Source organism: Myroides sp. N17-2, assembly GCF_002286775.1.
GTDB lineage: Bacteria > Bacteroidota > Bacteroidia > Flavobacteriales > Flavobacteriaceae > Flavobacterium.
Genome location: NZ_NSGJ01000065.1, coordinates 1 through 20334 on the forward strand (window position 1 = coordinate 1; position 20334 = coordinate 20334).

Sequence of the window (20334 nt, forward strand, 5' to 3'; positions counted from 1 at the left end):
ATACCAATAAAAACAAACAAGAAGTACTTGTATAGTTATCTTAGGATTATAAAAACAAGTGTACAGTTAAAAGTAGGATTATAAACAATAACTGTACAGCTATATTAGGACGAGACACAATGAAATTGGAGTGGTCGCATAATGGTCGCATAGTGATCGCATAATGGTCGCATAGTTTTAGCCCTTTTTGATGCGACCATTATGCCATCAAACTGCCATCATTATCCTATCATAGATATGAACGTGTGTCTCGTCCTACCATAACTGTACAGTTATTGTTTATAATCCTAGTTCTAACTGTACACTTGTTTTAATTTTTAATTAATCCTTAATTTTTTGTTTGAGATATAGCTTATTCTAGTTAAATAGATATAAAAAAAGCACCTCTTATTGAGGTGCTTTGGTTTATTGTGTGATCTCTCTAAAGAGACTTTCGAGGTTCTTGTTTTTGACCTGCATAGATAATGTCTTTAGACCATTCTCTTGAGCGAAGTCATACACTGTAGGTCTGTAATCCTTATCGATTGGGAAGATTAGTTCCCACTGTGTATCGTGAATATGATTAGCGCGAATAAGATTAGCTATTCTATCGATGAACTGTATCTCTATTTTAAAGTCAAACTCCACTGCTATTACTTGTTCATTTTGATTCTCTAACATACTTGACAGCATTTGGTCTGCTACTATCTGCCCTTGTTTGATGATAATCACACGGTCACAGATAGCCTCTACTTCTTGCATAATATGCGTAGATAGAAAAACGGTCTTGTCTTTACCAATATTTTTGATAAGTTCTCTGATTTCTACTAACTGATTCGGGTCAAGACCAGTCGTTGGTTCATCTAAGATTAATACTTCAGGATCGTGTAGTAAAGCAGTAGCTAGCCCTACACGTTGTCTGTATCCTTTAGATAGTTCACCTATACGTTTATGTGCTTCAGGGGTTAGCCCTGTAAGGTTGATTACTTCGTCTATTCTACTTTTAGCTACTTTATATATATCAGCGTTAAACTGTAGATATTCTCTTACATACATTTCTAGATATAACGGATTGTGCTCAGGTAGATAACCTATTGAGCGCTGTACATTGCGTTGTTCTGTCTCTACATTAAAGTCATTGACATAAGCCTGCCCTTCATCACTGTGGATATAGGTAGTCAGTATCTTCATTAGCGTAGATTTACCCGCCCCATTAGGACCTAAGAAACCGGCTATTTGCCCTTTAGGGATAGAGAAGCTAATACTGTCTAAGGCTTTTTGTTCGCCATAGAACTTACTGATATTTTTGACCTGTAGTGACATTGTTCTAATTTAAGTGATAGTTTGCCTAACGCAATTACTAGTTGGTTTAGGAATAACAAAAGTAGCTGTTTTTAGGTAATAGATTAACGGTTCTCCTCTAACAATATTGTTTAATGTGAATACCCAAAAGATACACTGAATACAATAATACTTATTACGATTAGTGTAATGAATACATACAGCCAATCTTTCTCTAAGAAAAAAGAGAGTAATGATAAAAATATACGAAGTACAGGAGTTAAGAATAATAGTAGTATTCCCAAGAATATGATAGACTCTCCATTACCTTGACCAACACCTGCGAAGATGTTTTTTATCACTGTGAGGATATTGTCATCTTTCTCTATAAAGTTAGTGAAGTGCACTTCATCATTGGCGTGAGTAGAGAATAGTATAATACCTCCTATACCTGCTACGCTAAGTGCTGTCCATACTCCATATCTCAGTACATTACCAATGATGGATTGTAAGTCTTTATCTGTAAATTTAGTTGTCTCCATACTCTTAAATATTACCCATTACACCGTTATAAATCATATTAATCGCTAAAGCTAAGATTAGAAAAGCGAAGAATACCTTAAGTTTTTTTGGATTTGCTTTTAGAAGAACTTTAGCACCTACCATAGCACCTACTAATACACCTACGATAACAGGCATACAGATAGAAGGCTCTATATATCCCTTTTGAATATAGATAACCGAACTTGCGATAGCCGTTACTCCCATCATAAAGTTACTTGTAGTCGTAGATACTTTAAAAGGAATCTTCATAATAGAATCCATAGCAATAACTTTAAAAGCTCCTGATCCTATACCTAATAGCCCAGACATCATCCCTGCTAGTCCCATCATACTAAAACCTCCGATGACATTAGTCATTCCGTATTTTACAGTTTCTCCTTGAGGAGTTGGATAAGTACTTACAAGTTTTAGTTTTTTGGCTAGCGTACTTGATTCTTCAGGAGTAACTAAGTGATCTTCTTTTTTGCGAAGTGAGTTAATAGATGAAAAAGTTAAGGTTAATCCAAAGATAACTGCCAATACAGAAGTATTAGCATTTGTAGAAATAATAGCACCTATTACTGCACCTGCAGTAGTAGCTATTTCTAGAAACATACCTAAGCGCATATTGGTTATTCCCTCTTTTACATAAGCTGCAGCTGATCCTGATGAGGTAGCGATTACAGCAACTAAGGCAGTACCGATAGCATAATGCATATCTACACCTAAGAATACAGATAACAAAGGAATGATGATTATACCGCCTCCTAGTCCTGATAATGAACCTACAAAGCCTGCTGCAAATGCTCCTAAAAACATGATCAGCGTGAAAGTTAATAATGTCATTTTTATATTATTTTGTTCTTAAGTGGTTAAAAGTAATTATTTATTGAATAAATAACTTGTAGATGGTCAATTTTATGATTAAAAATAATATATTTATATTCTTGTTTTGACAGATTTAGTCCGCAGTAGGACTGATGTCGTAAAAACGTAATTATATGTAAATACAAATTAATAATTAACCAATGGAAAAACTAAACATTAACAAGGATTGGTTGTCTTTATTTCAAGGACAAAATCCTGCTATAATTGCAGGGCCTTGTAGTGCGGAAACGCCAGAGCAAGTAATGAGAATCGCTAAGTCACTGCCAAAAGAAGTTAAGGTCTATCGCGCAGGGATTTGGAAGCCTCGTACTCGTCCAGGTGGATTCGAAGGAGTAGGTGCCATTGGATTGAAATGGTTACAACAAGTTAAAGCGGAAACAGGAATGTTAATCGCTACTGAAGTTGCAACCGCAGAACATGTACGATTATGCTTAGAGCATGATATTGACATCTTATGGATTGGGGCGCGTACTGCCGTTAATCCTTTTGCTATTCAAGAAATTGCAGATGCACTTAGAGGTACAGATAAAGTTGTTTTGTTAAAGAATCCAGTGAATCCGGACTTATCTTTATGGATGGGTGGAGTAGAGAGACTTGCAGAAGCAGGTATTACTAAATTAGGAGTTATTCACAGAGGCTTTAGTACTTATGAGAAAACAAAGTATCGCAATATCCCTGAGTGGCAAATACCGATTGATTTAAAATTACACTTACCGAATATTCCTATCTTCTGTGATCCATCACATATCACAGGGAATAGAGATAAGATACTAGGTGTATCTCAGCAGGCATTAGACCTTAACTATGAAGGATTAATGATAGAGACACACTGTGATCCTGATAATGCATGGAGTGATGCTGCACAGCAAGTAACACCTGAGCAATTAAGTGATATTATCTCTAAACTTAGAGTGAGAAATGTAACTGATGAGACGGAAGAGTTCTTACAACAAATACAAGCTCACCGTATCCAAATAGATGATATGGACAGCAAACTATTAGACTTGTTAAGAAAGCGTATGTTGATTTCAGATGCAATTGGTAAGTTGAAAAGAGATAAGAACGTTGCTGTATTCCAACAAGACCGTTGGACTAAGATTCTTGAGAAAATGCAAGAGGAAGGTAAACACATCGGATTTACTGAAGAGTTTATCACAGCTATCTATACAGCTATTCACCAAGAGAGTATCTATAGACAAGATAAGATTATCAATAAAGAATAATTGATATAATTAATTATAAGAAAGCTTCTACTGCGGTAGGAGCTTTTTTTGTTTACAGTGTATGGTTAACAGTTAACAGTTCTCCCATTCCCTCATTAAAACAAAGAATTGTATTCATTCCTTTTTTAGGTACATATATTTTGAAGTATATTTGTCGTATGAATGGAATAGTTTACAAATCAACAGGTAGTTGGTACTCAGTGAAAGGTGAAGACGGTGTGTTTTATGACTGTCGAATCAAAGGTAAGTTTAGATTAAAAGGTATTAAAAGTACTAATCCACTTGCTGTAGGTGATCACGTTCGCTTTGAACTAGAGACTACAAATGATGTTACTACGGGTGTTATTAACGAGATAGTACCTCGTAAAAACTATATTGTCCGCAAGTCTGTAAACTTATCTAAGCAAGTACATATTCTTGCTTCTAATATTGATACCTTATTTTTAATAGTAACGATAAACAATCCTGTTACTACGACGAGCTTTATAGATCGTTTCTTAGTTACTGCTGAAGCATACGGGATTACGACAGTATTAGTATTTAATAAAATAGACACTTACTCAGAAGATGCATTAGATGAACAGCTGTATATGCAGTACATCTATAATCAGATAGGGTATGAGTGTCTTAGAGTATCTGCTGTCACAGGTAAAGGGTTAGATGCTATTAAAGAGCGTATGACAGGTAAAGTATCTACATTCACAGGTCACTCAGGAGTAGGTAAGTCTACACTTATCAACGCTATCGAACCGGGACTACACTTAAAGACTGCTCAGATATCAGAACAACATCAGCAGGGACAGCATACGACTACTTTTGCGGAGATGTACGACTTGTCTTTTGATGCACAGATTATTGACACACCAGGAGTTAGAGGATTTGGTGTAGTAGATATGGCACCAACAGAAGTGGGAGATTACTTCCCAGAGTTTTTTGCATTAAAGGATCAGTGTAAGTTTAACAACTGTCTGCATCGAGAAGAACCTCACTGTGCTGTGAAGGACGCTTTAGATAGAGATGAGTTAGCGTGGTCTAGATATAAAAGCTATATACAGATATTAGACGGAGACGAAGAACACTACCGAACAGATATATATAAAGACGGAAAGAACCAAGACGAATAGTCTTGGTTTTTTTATGCTCATAATGTTTCTATTTTGTATTTTTATTAAGTTTTTTTTAACTTAAATTAGTGGATTCAAATTACTAACGAATTATTGTTATGAATAAGTCCCTATTTATATGTTTATTCTTGTGGTTTTCAGCCTTTTCACAAGAGAACTATCAAGTTTCTCTAATCAAAGAGGATTTTAAAGAAGGCGCTACTTCTGTGATAAATGAAGAGCGTATCGATGTGCAGATTATAGCTGTAGACAAGTATATTAATAAAACAAGAAAGGTAATCACTGTATTTTCTGATAATGGTTTAGGACATTTAGATTTTATCGAAGTATACGATAAAAGCACTAAGATTAAACAAATGCAAGTTACACAACTAGATGCCCAAGGGAAGCTAATCAAAGTATTTAAACAAAAAGACTTTAAAGATTATTCGCTAAGCCAAGGAATGTCTATTACCGATAGTCGTGTTCTAGCATTTGAATTTAGACCAGTACAGTATCCTGTTGTTTTTATATACGAAAGCGAGATAGAGTCTCGTAATACTGCCTTTTTACCAAAGTGGCAACCTATTCTGTATCATTCACAATCTATCTTATCATCTACGTTTACTATCGAGAATACGAGTGGAATAAACAGTACACCAGTATTATATAATCCTAATTTTACTAAAGTAGACAAGACAGTACAGGGCAGTAAAGTAATCTATAGCGTTAAAGACTTTAAGGCTGTTACTAATGAGAGCTATACTCCTAATGCAAAGAGCCTTTTGCCTACTGTGATCACTACGCTAGATAAAGTTTCTCTAGAAGGTATAAAGGGAGATTTTACTAATTGGGAGCAATTAGGATCGTGGTATTATAGCAACTTTGTAAAAGGAACAGAAACTTTAAATGCAGCAGTAGTTAATAAAGCAAAAGAACTTACAAGTGGCATAACAGATGATATCGCTAAGGCTAAGATATTATATGAGTATATGCAGAGTCATACGCGATATATTAGTGTGCAATTAGGAGTAGGCGGATGGAAACCTATGCTTGCAAGTGATGTAAATCGACTAAACTATGGGGACTGTAAAGGACTTAGTAACTATTATCGAGCGCTGCTAAAAGCTGTCGGAGTAGAGAGTTACCCTGTGGTAGTTCATGGTTCGTCTACTCCTGTAGATATTAGAGAAGAGTCCGTCTGTCTTCAAGGAAATCATATGATTATAGCAATACCCTTACAACAAGGAGGATATCAATGGGTAGAGTGTACTAATAATCAAGAGCCTTTTGGATTTATCGGTGGATTTACTGATAATCGAAAAGTTTTGGTAGTAAAAGAACACGGCAGCGAATTAGTAAGTACAAAGACTTACAGTGCAGAAGAAAGTACTCAGGTCAGCCATAATTCTTATTTGCTTAAGCCTAATGGAGATATAGAAGCTACGATTGATATTATCTCTAAGGGAACTCAGTTTGATAATAGATCACATCTATTTTATGCGAACTCTACTGATAAAGAGAAATATTATAAGCGCATGTTTTCAACGTTTAATATTAATCAATTTAACACGTTAAATATAGCTATAGATAATAAAGAGGTTTCATTAGAGGAAAAGGTCTCTTTTATAGCGCCTAAATATGCTACTAAGCTCGGTAATAGACTAGTATTTAGTCTAAATGCTTGGAATGCAAGTAATATTACTTTAACGAGCAGTAAGAATAGAAAGCAACCACTATATATCAGTTCTTCTTGGAAAGATATAGATACTATTGAAGTCATTGTACCGGATGGCTATTCAGTTGATAACTTACCTGAGAATGTAAGTTTAGTAACTAAGTATGGGGAGTATAAAACGACGTATGAATCAAAAGATCAGAAGATTTATTATACAAGACATCACACTGTTAATGGTGGATTGTATACAATAGAGGATTATACCTCATTTAAGCAATATAGAGAAGATATTATTAAGTATGATCAAGCAAAAATAGTGTTGAAATTAAATCAATAAACGGATGAGAAAAGTATTACAAATTATTATATGCTGTATAGTATATGTCTATGGTTATGATGTCAAAGCTCAGAACTTTATAGGAAAAGTTACAGTAGAAGAGTTGCAACAAACAGAAGACAAAATAGATCCAGAGGCAGAAGCTTCTATATTAAATGAGTCAGGTCGTGTGTACTTTGATTATATCCCTAATGTTGGTTTTAAACTAGTCAGAGAAGTCAGTCGTAAACTAAAAATATATAAGAAAGAAGGGTTGTCTATGGCAGACTTTCAGGTGGATTATTATGTAGGTAATAAAGTGACAGAATCTGTGCGAATTAATGATGTAAGTACATACAACTTAGTAAATGGTAAAATACAACGCACTAAAGTGAAGTCAAGTGCTATGTTTGATGAGAAGACAAGTGAGAATTGGAAGACGAAGAAAGTAGTCGTACCGGATGTTCGAGAAGGGTCTATTGTAGAATATAGTTTTACGGTGACAAGTGATTACTTTAGTTATATACCATCTTGGGATTTTCAGAGAAGTATACCTGTTCATAATGCAACCTATGAATTAAGAATACCAGAGTACTTTATTTATACCTCTAGATTAATAGGAGATATGAAAGTTGATACTAAGAGAACAAGTGAAAACAAGAAACTTTACTTGACAAATGATAGAGGACAACAAGCTCAATTTTTTGATTATGTGGAGACGACAGATTTATACACAGCATCTAATGTGAAGGCACTTAAATCAGAACCTTATGTCAATAATATAGATAATTACCGCTCTTCAGTAAAACACGATTTATCTATTATTCGTTATCCGAATCAGAAACCACAGAGTATCTCTCTGAGTGAAGCTGATTTGGTCAAGTCTATTTATGAGAATTCGTCCTTTTCAGGGCAATTTAAGATGGATAAGCAATTGAGTAAGATAATAGATGTAAATGAATATAAAGACTTAGATAATAAGGCTAAGATAGAGAAAATATTAGCGAAGACTAAAGATGTTATTTCTTGGAATAAGAAGGGAGGATATTACTCGGATGATTTAAGAAAAGCATTAGAACAAAAAACAGGTAACTATGCAGACGTTAACTTTACCTTACTGACGATGCTTAGATATGTAGGATTAGAAGCTTATCCTATCTTAGTAAGTTCTATTGATAATGGAGTAAGTATATCTCTTCAAAAAACGTCATATAATAGAGTAATTGTAGGAGTAGTGATTGATAGTAAGATAATGTTCTTAGACGCCACAGAGAAGTTCGGAAGTTTAAATGTGATTAGGGCATCTAATCTTAATTGGAAAGGTTTATTAATTAAAGATAAAGATAAGTTCCAAGAAGTAGAGATGACTCCTGATTTCTATTCTGTAACAACAGAAAATTATTCTTTATCGATTAGTGCTGATGGAAAAGCAATAGGAAGAGGTATTGAACAATATAGAGACTACTCTTCATTATGGTTTAGAAAAGATATCGAAGGCAAAGGAGATGAAGCCGTAATTAAGATGTTAGAAGCAGACTTCGATAATGTTGAGGTAGTTAATCTCTCAGTACAAGAGAAAGATAATCCATCTGCACCATTGGGATTAAGGTTCAGTATGTCTAAGAAAGATATGGGAACTATCATAGGGAATGAGTTATATGTGAAGCCAACTTCGCTATTTAGTTATAAAACAAATCCATTTACAGCTACTGAACGCAAGTTGCCAATTAATTTTGGTTATCCTATCTTATATATTTATAAAATTGCATTAGCGGTTCCACAAGGGTATGAAGTAGAGTATTTACCAGAAGCATTGATTATACAGGAAGGGGAGGTAGATCTAAGTTTTGATTATAAAATACAACGTGAAGCAAATAGCATAATTTGTACAATCCAATTTACTAGAGGTAATTTTATTGAAGAGAAGAACTATAATAAAGTTCAAAGTTTTTATATTAAGATGATGGAGAAGTTAGAAGATCAAATCATTTTTAAAAAGAAATAATATATAATGAACCAAGACGAATAGTCTTGGTTTTTTTATTACCTGAAATCTTCAGATAACGTTTAAACGAGAATGAATTATACAAAACAGAGCAAGATTAGCGATTAAAGCATACATTAGTATGGTTTCAGAGCTAATTGAAGCTATGTAAAGTAGAATTCTTTCGAGTAAATGGTAATTGCAGATTTAAGGTATTAGCAATCTTTTTAGAACTTCTGCATTTGCTATGTTGTATAATTGTGGTAATTTTTACCTTTGAAACAAGAACAAGAAAAAAACAGCCAAATGAATAAAATATTATGCCTCTCACTTAGCTTATTGATCCTATTTAGTACTGCTGTGTATGCACAAGACTTTTTGGGTAAAGTAACAGTGACTGAACTTGCAGAACCGAGTAATACCTCTTTTCCTAAAGCAAAAGCAGTTGTCCTTAATGAAGCAATACAAGTAGAGTTTGAATACGACTATGAATACGGTTTTCGTGTAAATGAGACGGTTAGTAGAAAAATAAAACTGTATGACAGTTCAGCTAAGGAACAATTGTCATTTGCAATTCCCTATGCACCTAAAGGTTATTCTAAAGAAGACATGACCATTACGGTGTCTAATATTTATAGATTAATAGGAGGTAAAGTTGTGAAGGAGAAATCAGCAAAAGAGACTTTGAATGATATTGATAAAGGGAATTGGCGTGAGAAGGGGGTATCTTATGATAATGCTAAAGCAGGTGATATCATAGAGTATACGTATACGAAGACAACTAGTTATATAGATGAGTTACCGGAGTGGTATATACAGAATGATCTACCGAAAGAGAAAACGGCTTATATGATCATGGTTCCAGAGTACTTTACGTATAGCATTGTTCAAAAGGGGGATATAAAACTAAAAGAACAGGACTATACTAAACGAGTAAACTTTAGAGGACTTAATGGTGCTTTTGGCAATACAGAGGTAAATGTAATTCAGAAGATATTCTCAGCACAGTTAGTTTCTGCTTATGAAGTAGAGCCTTATCTAGATAACCCAAGTAACTATATCGCTACAGTGCGCTTTGACTTACAGCAAGTACAGTTTAGCCATAGTCCAGTAGAGAAAGTAATGCAAGAGGAGAAAGCATTCTATGCAGATTTGATTAAGAACAGAGGTTTTGGTAGAGAGTTAAAACAAGACAAGTTCCTAAAGAAAGAAATGAATATAGAAGAGTATAAATCTCTTCCTATAGAAGGCCAATTAACGAAGGTGTTAACTGAAGTACAAGCTAGGGTAAAGTGGAATAATGAGTATGGTATCTTTATTCAGAACGGTATCAAACCAACGTATTATAAGGGGACAGGTAATAGTGCTGATATCAACTTACTATTGACTGCGATGTATAGAAACTTAGGCTTAAAAGCTAATCCGGTGCTATTAAGTACACGTAGTAATGGTGTGAAGCCTGTATGGCAACGCAACTTCTATAATCACGTAATCACGGCTGTGGAGGTTAATAATCAAATCTACTTAATGGATGCGACTAGCCCACATACGAGTTTTAATGTGTTAGCACTAGAAGATCTTAATGGAGAGGGAAGTATTATTAGTGATAATGGTACAGTGATGAAGGTAAACCTTATGCCGAACTACGCCTCTGTGTTAACGAAAAAACATCAAGTAAACCTTATGCCTAATGGAACGATATCAGGGCAGATCATAGAGAATTATAATAATTATGAGGCACTGAACTTCCGTTCAATGTATGATGGTAGTGAGTGGAGGTTAGGAAAATGGTATGAGAGTCAAAACTTCGGTATGACTGTAACGAATACGCGTGTATATGACAATGGAAATAAGGCTAAAGATGTGCGTGTAGCTTTTACTTTTACGAAAGACAATGGTGCGATGATGTTTAATAACAAGTACTTTATTAGCCCGTTTCAGTTTTATCCTCTATTAGAAAATCCTTTTAAAGCAGAGGAAAGAAAGAATCCTATCTACTTTGGGTATCCGCAGGTAGATAACTACCAAGTAGGAATCATTATTCCTGAGGGGTATCAAGTAGATGAACTGCCTAAGGCATTTACGACTAAAGATGTGAATACAGGACTAGAAGTACAGACTAAGTTTGAAGTTAAAGATAATCAGGTCTTGTGTACCTTGGTTGTAGCTAAAGGGAAAGGTATTATTCCTGCTAAAGACTACGCAAGTGTCAAAGCAATTTATCAACAATTAGTAGAACAACTAAAAGGACAAGTAATCTTAGAGAAGAAATAGGATAAAGGTTTACAGTAATCAGTTAACGGTTTACAGTGATGATAACACTTTTTTAAGACGAATAGTCATTTTAAGATCAATATTATACAGAAAAGGCTACCTCAAATAGGTAGCCTTTTCTGTGAATTAGAATTATAGTAAAATCAATTAGTAAGATGATTTAAATATTGATAGTGTGGTTATATCCTTATTTAGGAGTTACTAAAAACACAGCATAGCTATCTGTAGAGAACATCGTCTTCGCTGTATTCTTTACATCTTCAGGAGTGATACTATGTAGAATCTCCTCATACTTATCGAAGTCAGACAGCGAACTGAAGTTCAGTTGTACTTCTCTAAGTTTCTCTATCCACTGATAGGTACTAGATTCTGTTAGATGTAGCTTTTTATTATTTAGGATAGCTAGTTTCATTTGTTCTAAATCAGCAGTTGAGATTGGTTTTGATTGGATTGTTTTAATTACCTCTATTGCTAGATCTTCTAATTTTTCTAGATCTTCTAATGATGCTGAGAAGAATAGACTTACTGCTGTCTTTGGGTTGGGGTAGATACTCACCTCTACATCTGAAGAAGGAGAATAGACTAGCCCCTCTTTTTCTCTTGACAATAGTAAGAAGTGATTATTAAATAACTCTCTTGCCATTTGGGCGATGATACTCTCTTTTAAGGTAGGCTTGATACTTCCTCTAAAAACTAAAGTAGCGTCCGTTCTCTCTACATCTACACTGTTTAGGGTAACTCGTTTAATTTCTTTTACAGGAGATTTAAAGTTGTTATTATCTATTGATGTATCCATAGTCTGCTTAGACTGTAAGTGTCCAAAATAGTGTATAGCCTTAGCTTTAATATCTTCTATATCGAAGTTTCCTGAGATTAATACATAGTTGTCAGCTAAGTTTGCATAAGCGTTATTATACAGAGAGAAGAAACTCTCTAAGCTAAGCTGTTGCCAATCTTCAGTTGTTGTTAATTCCTCTGATAGTACAGGAGCTCCTTTTTTGTATTCTTCTATCTGATGTTGTATTTGGATAGAGGGATTATTTAATAGACTTGATGACTGTTTTGCAGTACCTATATTAGCTGTATTCTCAGCTATGTACTCCTTAAAATCTTGGGTAGGTTCTATGTAGTCATACATCTTGCGGTATGTCCATTCGAATAGGTCTTTCGCATTGCCTATTCTACTAGAAGTATTTACTATACTTGCCTCATTAGATAAACTTACTAAAGTAGAGACTTCTCTATCAGATCCCACCTGCATATAACCATCTTGAGTTAGTCCATTTATCCAAGCAGAGTCTATAAAGTAACTAGCATCTTGGTAATACTTGCGTTGACTCATAGGTATCTGTCCTAAGCCATTTCGTGTAAAGACAGTTAATATGAAGTTCTCATCAGTAGCTTGAGTTGGTTTAATACCGATTCGAAGCCCATTAGATAAGGTTAGTTCTGTCACTCCGATGCTAGTGTAACGTTGTTCTTTAATGACACTACTTGTATGGTCATTTGAGATAGAAGGCATCGCTTTCCAACTAAAAGTACCACGTGCTTTAGGTTGTTCTTTCTTTTGTTTTTTCTTTTTAAAGATTAGAGTTTGCGTAGCTCCCTCTGCCCAATATCTATTCAACTCATCCGCTGTAGTATTATTCCCTAAGCTATCATTAGCTGTTAATAAATATAGATTGGCACTGTTAGTAGCCCAAGTATTGTTATGCTTGATTAGCACCTCATCTTTGGTTATCTCAGGTAGAACTTCGGTTAGTAGCAGATGTCTATCTTTAGGTGAGATATAATGACTATTTACCACCACTTCGTCTATATACGCATTCGCTAGATAAGTAGCGTCTACATCTTCACTTGGGACAGAGTGTGTAAGCATATCCTGTTTATATCGCTCTAATTCCTCTTTATGAATGCCTTTTGTAGTCATTGTGTTCAGAACAGAAGCGACTAGACTTATGCGTTTAGCTAGTTCTTCTTTATTCTTTGCAGTGACTTCTATCGCATTTTCATTCATAGAGGGTAGATACCACGTGCTATGTGCATTAGCCTGACTGTTCGCTTGAGATAGCTTTTTGTTTAGCCATTGTTTATACAGCTGTTCTATTATCTGTTGTTTGAACTCTTCTTTAGAAGCTAAGAACGGAGCATCAGTGAAGCGTATTATTTCTAATTTATTGGTATTTGCCTCTTTGTTATTTACAGTTTCAAGTGCCTTGTCAAACGCAGGAGTGAAGTTTCGCTCACTCTGTTTTCTATTTAGTTTTGCATTGCCTTTAAGTGTGCTAAAGTGTTTATTGATATACTCTTTAGCTGCGGTAGGATCTACATTTCCCGTGATGATGACAGTCGCTAGAGAAGGGGAATACCACTGCTGATAGAATGCTTTTAGCCTTATCGGATCTAAGCCGATGATGTTCTCTTCAGTCGAGATAGGTAATCTGTGTGCCTGCTGGCTACCCTCTAGTTTTTTGAGGTTAAAAGCTGACTCAGTCCCATAGTCTTTAATCTCCTGAATGACAATCTTTCTCTCTTTCTCGATATCTTCAAGGTTTAGATGTGCCTTACCTAAGAAGTTGGCAAGTATATTTACCGCTAGGTCTAGCTGCTTATCATCTAGTAAAGACAACTCATATACGGTACGCTCATAAGTAGTATAAGCGTTAATATCTCTACCGAAGCGATAACCTAATCGCTGTAGTGTATCGACAGCCTGACGGTTAGGAAAGTCAGTACTCCCATTAAAGATCATATGTTCTAAGAAGTGCGCATAGCCTTTCTCGTTATTTCGCTCTTGTAGTGATCCTACATTTAAGACTAGTCGATATTCAGTCTTTTGTTGAGATGTAGGATGTATGATATAGTTTAGCCCATTATCTAAAGTACCATAGATAGCCTTATCAGCTTTAGGTAGTTTAGAAAAAGTACTTTGCCCAACTGTGAACAGCGGACAAAGTACCAAAGCAAAGAAATATAATATTTGAGTACGATTCATTATTTTAGTTTGTATTCGATATTAAACAGTACATAATCATCTGCATTCGTATGTGAGATAGTAAATTGAAACTTTAGTGTATTATCTGATAATATAGCTGTTGGTTCTCGCCAGTAGCCCATCCCATCTTTAGTAAAGCCATCTGTAGTGATGTCACCGTTATTAATATAATGCCCTGGATAGACAGATCCTCCCATCTCATAGTTCTCTACTGCTAAAGGGCTCTGCTCATCTATTAGCTTCTTTAATCTATCCCACGCAGTGTATTTATAAGTGAATGGCACAGCAGTATATTCATCGTTATTGATGTCTTTTAAGGTAGATAGATAGGTTATTTTTCTAGTTTTAAGGTCTATGGCTATCTCGTCTAACTCCACTTCGAAGGTCTCTTTAGAGGTAGGACTTAGATTTATTAATTCCATTATCTGCTGTACACTAGGTGTCTGAGTCCAAAAATCTTTATCATCCACTGTCTCACTTCTAAATAGTTCATATAGATAACTCTCTATTCCCATCGGGTTAGAGACCATCCTAAGTACAGGACGATCAGCAGTAGATAGATCACTTAGGGTGATACTCGTGTATCCATTTAGCATTATATCCTTAGCATTAAACATCGTCTCTAGGTTACCTCCTCCAGGAAACTTCACATTAGCCACCACAGGTATATCACCCATCAGGGGATATAGATCTAGACCACGGCGCTTATAGCCATCTAATAACTCTATCTGATGATCTGTCAATGCCTCTGCTCGTCTGATAGGAATAAGATTAATCGTGAATGTCTTATCTAATGGAAGTGAACTCGTGTTTTTGACTAGATTAATGTTTATCGTGTGTTCCTTGTCTAACACACCTCTTGATTTACTCTTGATTTTAAGCTGTCCTTTCTTTTCACCCGGTTTAAAGGTGATAGTGGATTGCTCTAATACCGTTAATGCTTGTTGATCAACTATATTGTTCTCTAACGCAAAGTCTAGTGTCACTGTTTCTGTTACGCTATTTACTAAATAGACATTGACTAGTAACTCATCAGTACTGTTGTCTTGCATATAGATAGTCGTATTAGCTAATAAGACTATCTTATTCTCGCCTACATACCCCTTAAGGTCATTATCCTCTTTAGAGCAGCTAGCTAGTAAGAATACAACTAGTATTAACAAAGGAATGATATAGAATAGTTTTAAACGATGTTTCATAAGTGATTTAGTTTTTAGTCAATGTTTTGCCAACCTTCATTTTGTTTAACATTCGGGTTATACTTAATCTCCGTATATGGTATAGCCCAAGTCCAACGAAAATCGCTTGCTTCTACTGTACTCAGCTTTTTATTAGAATCTGAGATATATCGGGTAATATCTACATTCCAACGCTTCAAATCAAAGTAGTTAATTCGCTCTCCGATAAACTCTTTTTGTTTCTCTGCTCTAAATAGTAATCTCAATACTTGCTGTGAGTGTACACTTTCTATTGGTTCGTTATTCACAGAGACTAAGAACTCGTTTAGCAGTGCAGTGGCTTCGTCGAGTTTTTGTTGTTCGATAAGGCTTTCTAAGAGTATGAAGTGCGACTCTGTATTTCTAGACAATACTATTCTACGCTCTTCTTTATCATTGAAGTTCATCTTGTATTTTCCTAATAATGACCTAGCACTAGTAGTAGCTCCTTCTCCCTTCATTTCGTATTTATATTGGGATACAGTATATCTCATATCAGTTGACTTAAACTCATTAAGGTAGTTAACTTGCATAATATCTCCTGTTTTACCTGTTTCTAAATAATAGTTTGGATTACCTCTATAGTCATATACCCAATAGATCTGCTGTGAAGGAGTGTTATCTGTGTACTTCCATAACGCTCTATAAGACTCAGGTGTATTCGGTAGAGTAGGAGATAGGCTCACTAATGTCTGCGCTAGCTGTTCTGCCTTAGGGTAATCTCTAACGTATAATGCTATCTTAGCCTCTAACTGTTGTGCCGATGCTAGTGTGATAAAATATACCTTAGCACTGTTATAGCCAGTCATCAGCTTAATACCCTCTGTTAACATAGTTTGAATATATTGGATAGATTCTCCTTGTGTTAATCGTTTATTGTTCTCTAGTTTGACGATGTCTTTTCTGACTACACCTAAGTTTTCAGGTGAGTAACGAGGGCTATAAAGTTGTAATAAATCAAAGTATATCTGCGCTTTTAAGGCAAGTGCATTCCCCTTAATATAGTACCATTCTGCCCCTTTATCTTTTATGTTTTGCTCTGTATTGAGAATAGCGTTGAGGTGGGTAATAGCACTGTAGTAGCTATCCCACACTGAAGAAGTAGATGTGCGCAGCGTACGCTCATCCCACGCATAGTACTTCTTCGTATCACTGTTATACTCGATGAGATAAGTAGGCTGTAAATCCTCGCTAAGCATAGTCAATGTCTCTGGCGCATAAGGCAAATCTCGATATGCCTGTGCTAGTATAGAGGTAGCCTTCTGAGTAGTATTAATTATATCATCCCCTGATATCTCCTGTTCGTTCTTGATATCAAGTGAGCAGGCAGTAAGTGATAAGCAAGTTAGTGCTGTGAGTATGTGTCGTATCATTAGAATGTAGCGTTAAGTGAAAAAGTAAGTATAGGCTGTATCACATCCTTAAGACCTCCCTTGTCCTTCTCAAATCTGAATGTGTATATGTTATCTGCTTGTATATTTACCTGCAGTGATTTAAAGTATCTGTTTATAAAACCGCTCTGGGTAATGCTGTAACCTAGTTGGATATAGTTAAGCTTGATATAGTCTGTCTTATATATCTTTCTAGAGCTTGGTTGACTATATAAATAAAAAACATTAGAAGGCATATCCTTCATCGGATACGTCTTGTTCTCATCTCCGACCTCAAACCACATATTATCTAACTGACCTGCTAGTGCATTCATATTAGATGTAGACAAATCTCTGACATACGTACCACTCTGTACAGCCTTACCTCCGAAAGCATAGTTTACATTCACTGCCAGTGACCAATTCTTATATGATAGATAGTTATTAAAGAATCCGTTATATGGTGCTATGGTATTGCCATAGTTTCTAAAGTAGTGTGCAGTAAGTGGGTCATTATAAGAGATTACCTTATTATCTCTGTCTAAGTATTCTGGTAGTCCTGTGATAGGATGTATCCCGTTATCCTCCATACCATAGATTATCCCTAGTGACTTCCCGACTTCATAAGTAGGGATAATAGATTGTTCAGACTCATAGATACGGTCAGTACCATAGAGCTTACTCACCACGTTTTTATTATGAGAGATAGAGGCGCTCGTGTTCCATCTAAAGTCACTAAGACGGATGATATCTCCACTTAGCATAAACTCTATCCCCTTGTTCTCTAGCTCGCCGATGTTCTTAGTCACTAGTCTAAACCCGTTACTCGTAGCGATAGGACTTGCCATTATCGCCTCTTTAGTGGTATTCTTATATAGATTTACTAATAAATTAAATCTACCTACGAAGCCTAAGTTCATACTAAGATTAGTCGTATACGTCTGCTGAGGTTTTAGATCCTTATTAGGAAGAGCTAGTAACTGTAACAGTCTATATTCCCCATAAAATGAGTTATTGTTAGAATAAGTAGTATTAATGGCACTAGGTGTGATGCCTTCCATACTAGCTGTGTAGCCTATCGACCCTTTAAATTTTAGGGAAGTTAACAGCCCTTGCTTCTTAAAGAAATCATACTGACTCACTGACCATCCGATACCTGTAGACCAAGCGTCATTCCATCGTTTATTACTAGGCAATAGAGAAGAACCATCTCGCTTAAAACTACCGTATAGGTCATACGTATCTCGGTAACTATAGCCTAATGCTGTACCAAATCCTAGCTGTGCATTCTTCAGCTTGTTACCACTAGCTTTAGGGGCATAATCTCCCGTAAGCCCGTTATTAACTCCTGATAAGCTATTGACATCATCAGATATACCATATCCACTAGCAGTCACATCTTTAATCTGTGATAGGTAGTAGTCCATATTAATCCCTGCGTATACACTGTGATCCCCGAACTGCTTAGTGTAGTTAACTCTTATATTAGAAGATAGGTCAAAGGTCTTATTATCGCCCTCGCTGATGTATCCTTTCGCATTAGTAGGTAGGCTATTCTGACTATAGGCAGTAGATAAGATGCGTTTATTCTTCTCAGCTAAGCTGTAATCACCCCCCACAACTCCTGAGATATTTAACTCTGGCAAGATGTCCCAATGCATAATCAAGGCTGTACTAAAGCGTTTAGTCGTTGTTTTTTCTTTGTATTGGTTGATGAGGTCTTTATAAGCTAAGTTCTTTTCTTGAGAGAATAGTTTAGTAGAATTCTTCGTTTCATAAGGATTCAAAGAGAAAGCCAATGAAGTCGGGTCGTTCTTCATCCCGTTCTCCGTATTAGTAGTAGAGAGTCCGAAACTATTATTAAATGACAACGCGAAGTTATGCGCTAGTTTATAGTCTAGGTTAGCACGGGCAGTAAGTTGATTAATGTCGTTACCAGGTATGCGCCCACCTTGTTTGCTATAATTAACTGAGTAGAAGTAGGTGTTTTTATCCGTCCCACCACGTACCCCAAGGTTATAAGACTGGAAGGTATTCGGCTTAATTAGTTCTTTAAACCAATCTGTGTTTATCTGCTTTAGAGAATCAAGTGTTCTCGCACCTCTAGCAAGTTCTAGTTCTAGGTTAGGGCTGTTAGCGAAGGCTCTATTTATGTACTTAGCTGAGTTTAGATAACCTGGAGAAGCTGGATTCTCTATGCGTTCTTCGAAGGCTAGTTTCTCGTGCGTCCCCATCATCTTAGCAGGGCGTTCACCTCGTAAGGTCACCCCTTGCTTCATCGAAAAGCTAAAGACTGGTTTACCATCAAATCCCTTTTTAGAAGTCAACTCTATCACTCCGTTAGCCGCCTTGATACCATAAAGGGCAGTGGCAGGAGCGTCTTTAAGTACTTTAATAGTAGAGAAGTCATTCGGGTTAAGCGTCATAAACGTCTCTGTGCTAATGATAATCCCATCCATCACAAATAACGGACTATTAGCCGATCCTTTATAGTTAAACGAAGAGTTACCTCTGAGGCGTATCTCAGGTTTTTGACCTAATTCGCCAGAGTAGTTCACTGTCAGTCCGGGTACCTGCCCCTGTAGTAACTTCGCCATATCTAACTCAGAACGCTGACTTAGCTGTGCCATATCTACTGTGATGACTGACCCTGTACTGTTACGAATATCGATATCGTTAATATTATTTGACTTGCGAATAAGGACTTCGTCTAGCTGTTTTATAGTAGGGAGTAAGTATATCGTTTGGTTACCCTTAGTCAGTTTAGTCTCTAGATTTTCGTATCCGTAATGGCTAATGATGACTGAAGAGTGGTATAGTTCAGGCATCTCGAATACACCTTTGTCATTAGAGAAGTAGGTGTCACCAGAAGCTAATACTGTAATCACAGCCGTATCTAGAGGTCTTTTAGTTTCTAGATCTAATATCTTACCTGTATAAACAGGGTTTTGAGCATAAGTGTTGAAGGCACATAATAGACTTATCACGAGTGTAATAGTGAAAATCTGTTTGGAAGAAAGTAACATAGTAGCGTTTTGTAATTAAGACCAATTCTAAATTAAAGCACAAAAATAGCGAGTTTTTTGTCTTATCAAAGGATAAAGTGTATTTATTTAGATTAGATATGGTTTATATATTGACGTATTGTGATGTTGGTAAGTTTCTTTATTGGTTTGTTTTTTTGTGGTTTTGAGAGTCTATTTATCTTTTAGAGAAGAATGAATTGTATTGGTTTATTTTGTTTTTTGAAGGTTGATGTTTGAGGATTTGTGTTTTTATTGGTTTGATATAGGAGTGCAAATGAAGGAAAAAGCGACTGCTTATTTAGCATATTGGGAGGTATTATAAAGTGGTGTTTTTTGTGCTGACCCGTCCTGAAAAAACTGTACAGTTTTAAATACCAATAAGAGATGGAAAAGTCAATAGGAGAAAAAAAAGTAAAACAGCATTATCATCAAGAATTCATTAAAAAGATAGTGAAGG

General features: G+C 35.8%; 12 protein-coding genes. 5 read left to right on the top strand and 7 right to left on the bottom strand.

Features of this window, described 5'->3' with window-relative positions; translation table 11 throughout:
* Positions 1-405: 405 nt before the first annotated feature.
* The 3 genes from gldA to CF599_RS18035 all read right to left on the bottom strand — a co-directional run bounded on the left by gldA (position 406) and on the right by CF599_RS18035 (position 2649).
* A complete protein-coding gene (gene gldA / locus CF599_RS18025; protein WP_121967338.1) occupies positions 406-1302 on the bottom strand; it encodes a gliding motility-associated ABC transporter ATP-binding subunit GldA in 897 nt (298 codons plus the stop codon).
* Positions 1303-1412: 110 nt separating this feature from the next.
* The gene (locus CF599_RS18030; protein ID WP_121967339.1) at positions 1413-1802 is read right to left on the bottom strand and encodes a DUF1634 domain-containing protein; all 390 of its coding nucleotides are present in this window, start codon (positions 1800-1802) and stop codon (positions 1413-1415) included.
* Between the two features lie 4 nt (positions 1803-1806).
* Positions 1807-2649: a sulfite exporter TauE/SafE family protein gene (locus tag CF599_RS18035; RefSeq protein ID WP_121967340.1), complete on the bottom strand. Its 843-nt coding sequence runs from the start codon at positions 2647-2649 to the stop codon at positions 1807-1809.
* 182 nt (positions 2650-2831) lie between these two features.
* On the opposite strand from CF599_RS18035, the gene CF599_RS18040 reads away from it, so the two are divergent.
* From CF599_RS18040 to CF599_RS18060, 5 genes are all read left to right on the top strand, one after another.
* Positions 2832-3914, top strand: coding sequence for a chorismate mutase (locus CF599_RS18040; protein WP_121967341.1), 1083 nt, complete (start codon positions 2832-2834; stop codon positions 3912-3914).
* A gap of 158 nt (positions 3915-4072) precedes the next feature.
* Positions 4073-5038: a ribosome small subunit-dependent GTPase A gene (gene rsgA / locus CF599_RS18045; RefSeq protein ID WP_121967342.1), complete on the top strand. Its 966-nt coding sequence runs from the start codon at positions 4073-4075 to the stop codon at positions 5036-5038.
* A 98-nt stretch (positions 5039-5136) separates the two neighbouring features.
* On the top strand, positions 5137-7032 hold the full coding sequence (locus CF599_RS18050) for a DUF3857 domain-containing protein (RefSeq protein ID WP_121967343.1): 1896 nt from the start codon (positions 5137-5139) through the stop codon (positions 7030-7032).
* Positions 7033-7036: 4 nt separating this feature from the next.
* Positions 7037-9016: a DUF3857 domain-containing protein gene (locus tag CF599_RS18055; protein WP_121967344.1), complete on the top strand. Its 1980-nt coding sequence runs from the start codon at positions 7037-7039 to the stop codon at positions 9014-9016.
* A gap of 285 nt (positions 9017-9301) precedes the next feature.
* Positions 9302-11269, top strand: coding sequence for a DUF3857 domain-containing protein (locus tag CF599_RS18060; protein WP_121967349.1), 1968 nt, complete (start codon positions 9302-9304; stop codon positions 11267-11269).
* 187 nt (positions 11270-11456) lie between these two features.
* On the opposite strand, the gene CF599_RS18065 is transcribed toward CF599_RS18060, so the two are convergent.
* The 4 genes from CF599_RS18065 to CF599_RS18080 are packed head-to-tail and all read right to left on the bottom strand — an operon-like array spanning position 11457 to position 19877.
* Positions 11457-14264 (bottom strand): pitrilysin family protein, encoded by a 2808-nt coding sequence (locus CF599_RS18065; RefSeq protein ID WP_121967345.1) that lies wholly within the window; start codon positions 14262-14264, stop codon positions 11457-11459.
* Positions 14264-15463, bottom strand: a complete 1200-nt coding sequence (locus CF599_RS18070; RefSeq protein WP_121967346.1) for a DUF4929 family protein — start codon at positions 15461-15463, stop codon at positions 14264-14266. Before CF599_RS18070 ends, CF599_RS18065 begins: the two co-directional genes overlap by 1 nt.
* 14 nt (positions 15464-15477) lie before the next feature.
* Positions 15478-16854, bottom strand: coding sequence for a RagB/SusD family nutrient uptake outer membrane protein (locus CF599_RS18075; protein ID WP_121967347.1), 1377 nt, complete (start codon positions 16852-16854; stop codon positions 15478-15480).
* Positions 16854-19877, bottom strand: a complete 3024-nt coding sequence (locus CF599_RS18080; RefSeq protein ID WP_121967348.1) for a SusC/RagA family TonB-linked outer membrane protein — start codon at positions 19875-19877, stop codon at positions 16854-16856. Before CF599_RS18080 ends, CF599_RS18075 begins: the two co-directional genes overlap by 1 nt.
* Positions 19878-20334: the final 457 nt, after the last annotated feature.

Excerpts from the sequence above, each read along its gene's own strand:
- CF599_RS18040 (WP_121967341.1), top strand. The coding sequence starts at position 2,832 with ATGGAAAAACTAAACATTAACAAGGATTGGTTGTCTTTATTTCAAGGA.
- CF599_RS18080 (WP_121967348.1), bottom strand. The coding sequence starts at position 19,877 with ATGTTACTTTCTTCCAAACAGATTTTCACTATTACACTCGTGATAAGT.
- CF599_RS18030 (WP_121967339.1), bottom strand. The coding sequence starts at position 1,802 with ATGGAGACAACTAAATTTACAGATAAAGACTTACAATCCATCATTGGT.
- CF599_RS18050 (WP_121967343.1), top strand. The coding sequence starts at position 5,137 with ATGAATAAGTCCCTATTTATATGTTTATTCTTGTGGTTTTCAGCCTTT.
- CF599_RS18070 (WP_121967346.1), bottom strand. The coding sequence starts at position 15,463 with ATGAAACATCGTTTAAAACTATTCTATATCATTCCTTTGTTAATACTA.
- CF599_RS18060 (WP_121967349.1), top strand. The coding sequence starts at position 9,302 with ATGAATAAAATATTATGCCTCTCACTTAGCTTATTGATCCTATTTAGT.
- CF599_RS18055 (WP_121967344.1), top strand. The coding sequence starts at position 7,037 with ATGAGAAAAGTATTACAAATTATTATATGCTGTATAGTATATGTCTAT.
- rsgA (WP_121967342.1), top strand. The coding sequence starts at position 4,073 with ATGAATGGAATAGTTTACAAATCAACAGGTAGTTGGTACTCAGTGAAA.
- CF599_RS18065 (WP_121967345.1), bottom strand. The coding sequence starts at position 14,264 with ATGAATCGTACTCAAATATTATATTTCTTTGCTTTGGTACTTTGTCCG.
- CF599_RS18075 (WP_121967347.1), bottom strand. The coding sequence starts at position 16,854 with ATGATACGACACATACTCACAGCACTAACTTGCTTATCACTTACTGCC.
- CF599_RS18035 (WP_121967340.1), bottom strand. The coding sequence starts at position 2,649 with ATGACATTATTAACTTTCACGCTGATCATGTTTTTAGGAGCATTTGCA.
- gldA (WP_121967338.1), bottom strand. The coding sequence starts at position 1,302 with ATGTCACTACAGGTCAAAAATATCAGTAAGTTCTATGGCGAACAAAAA.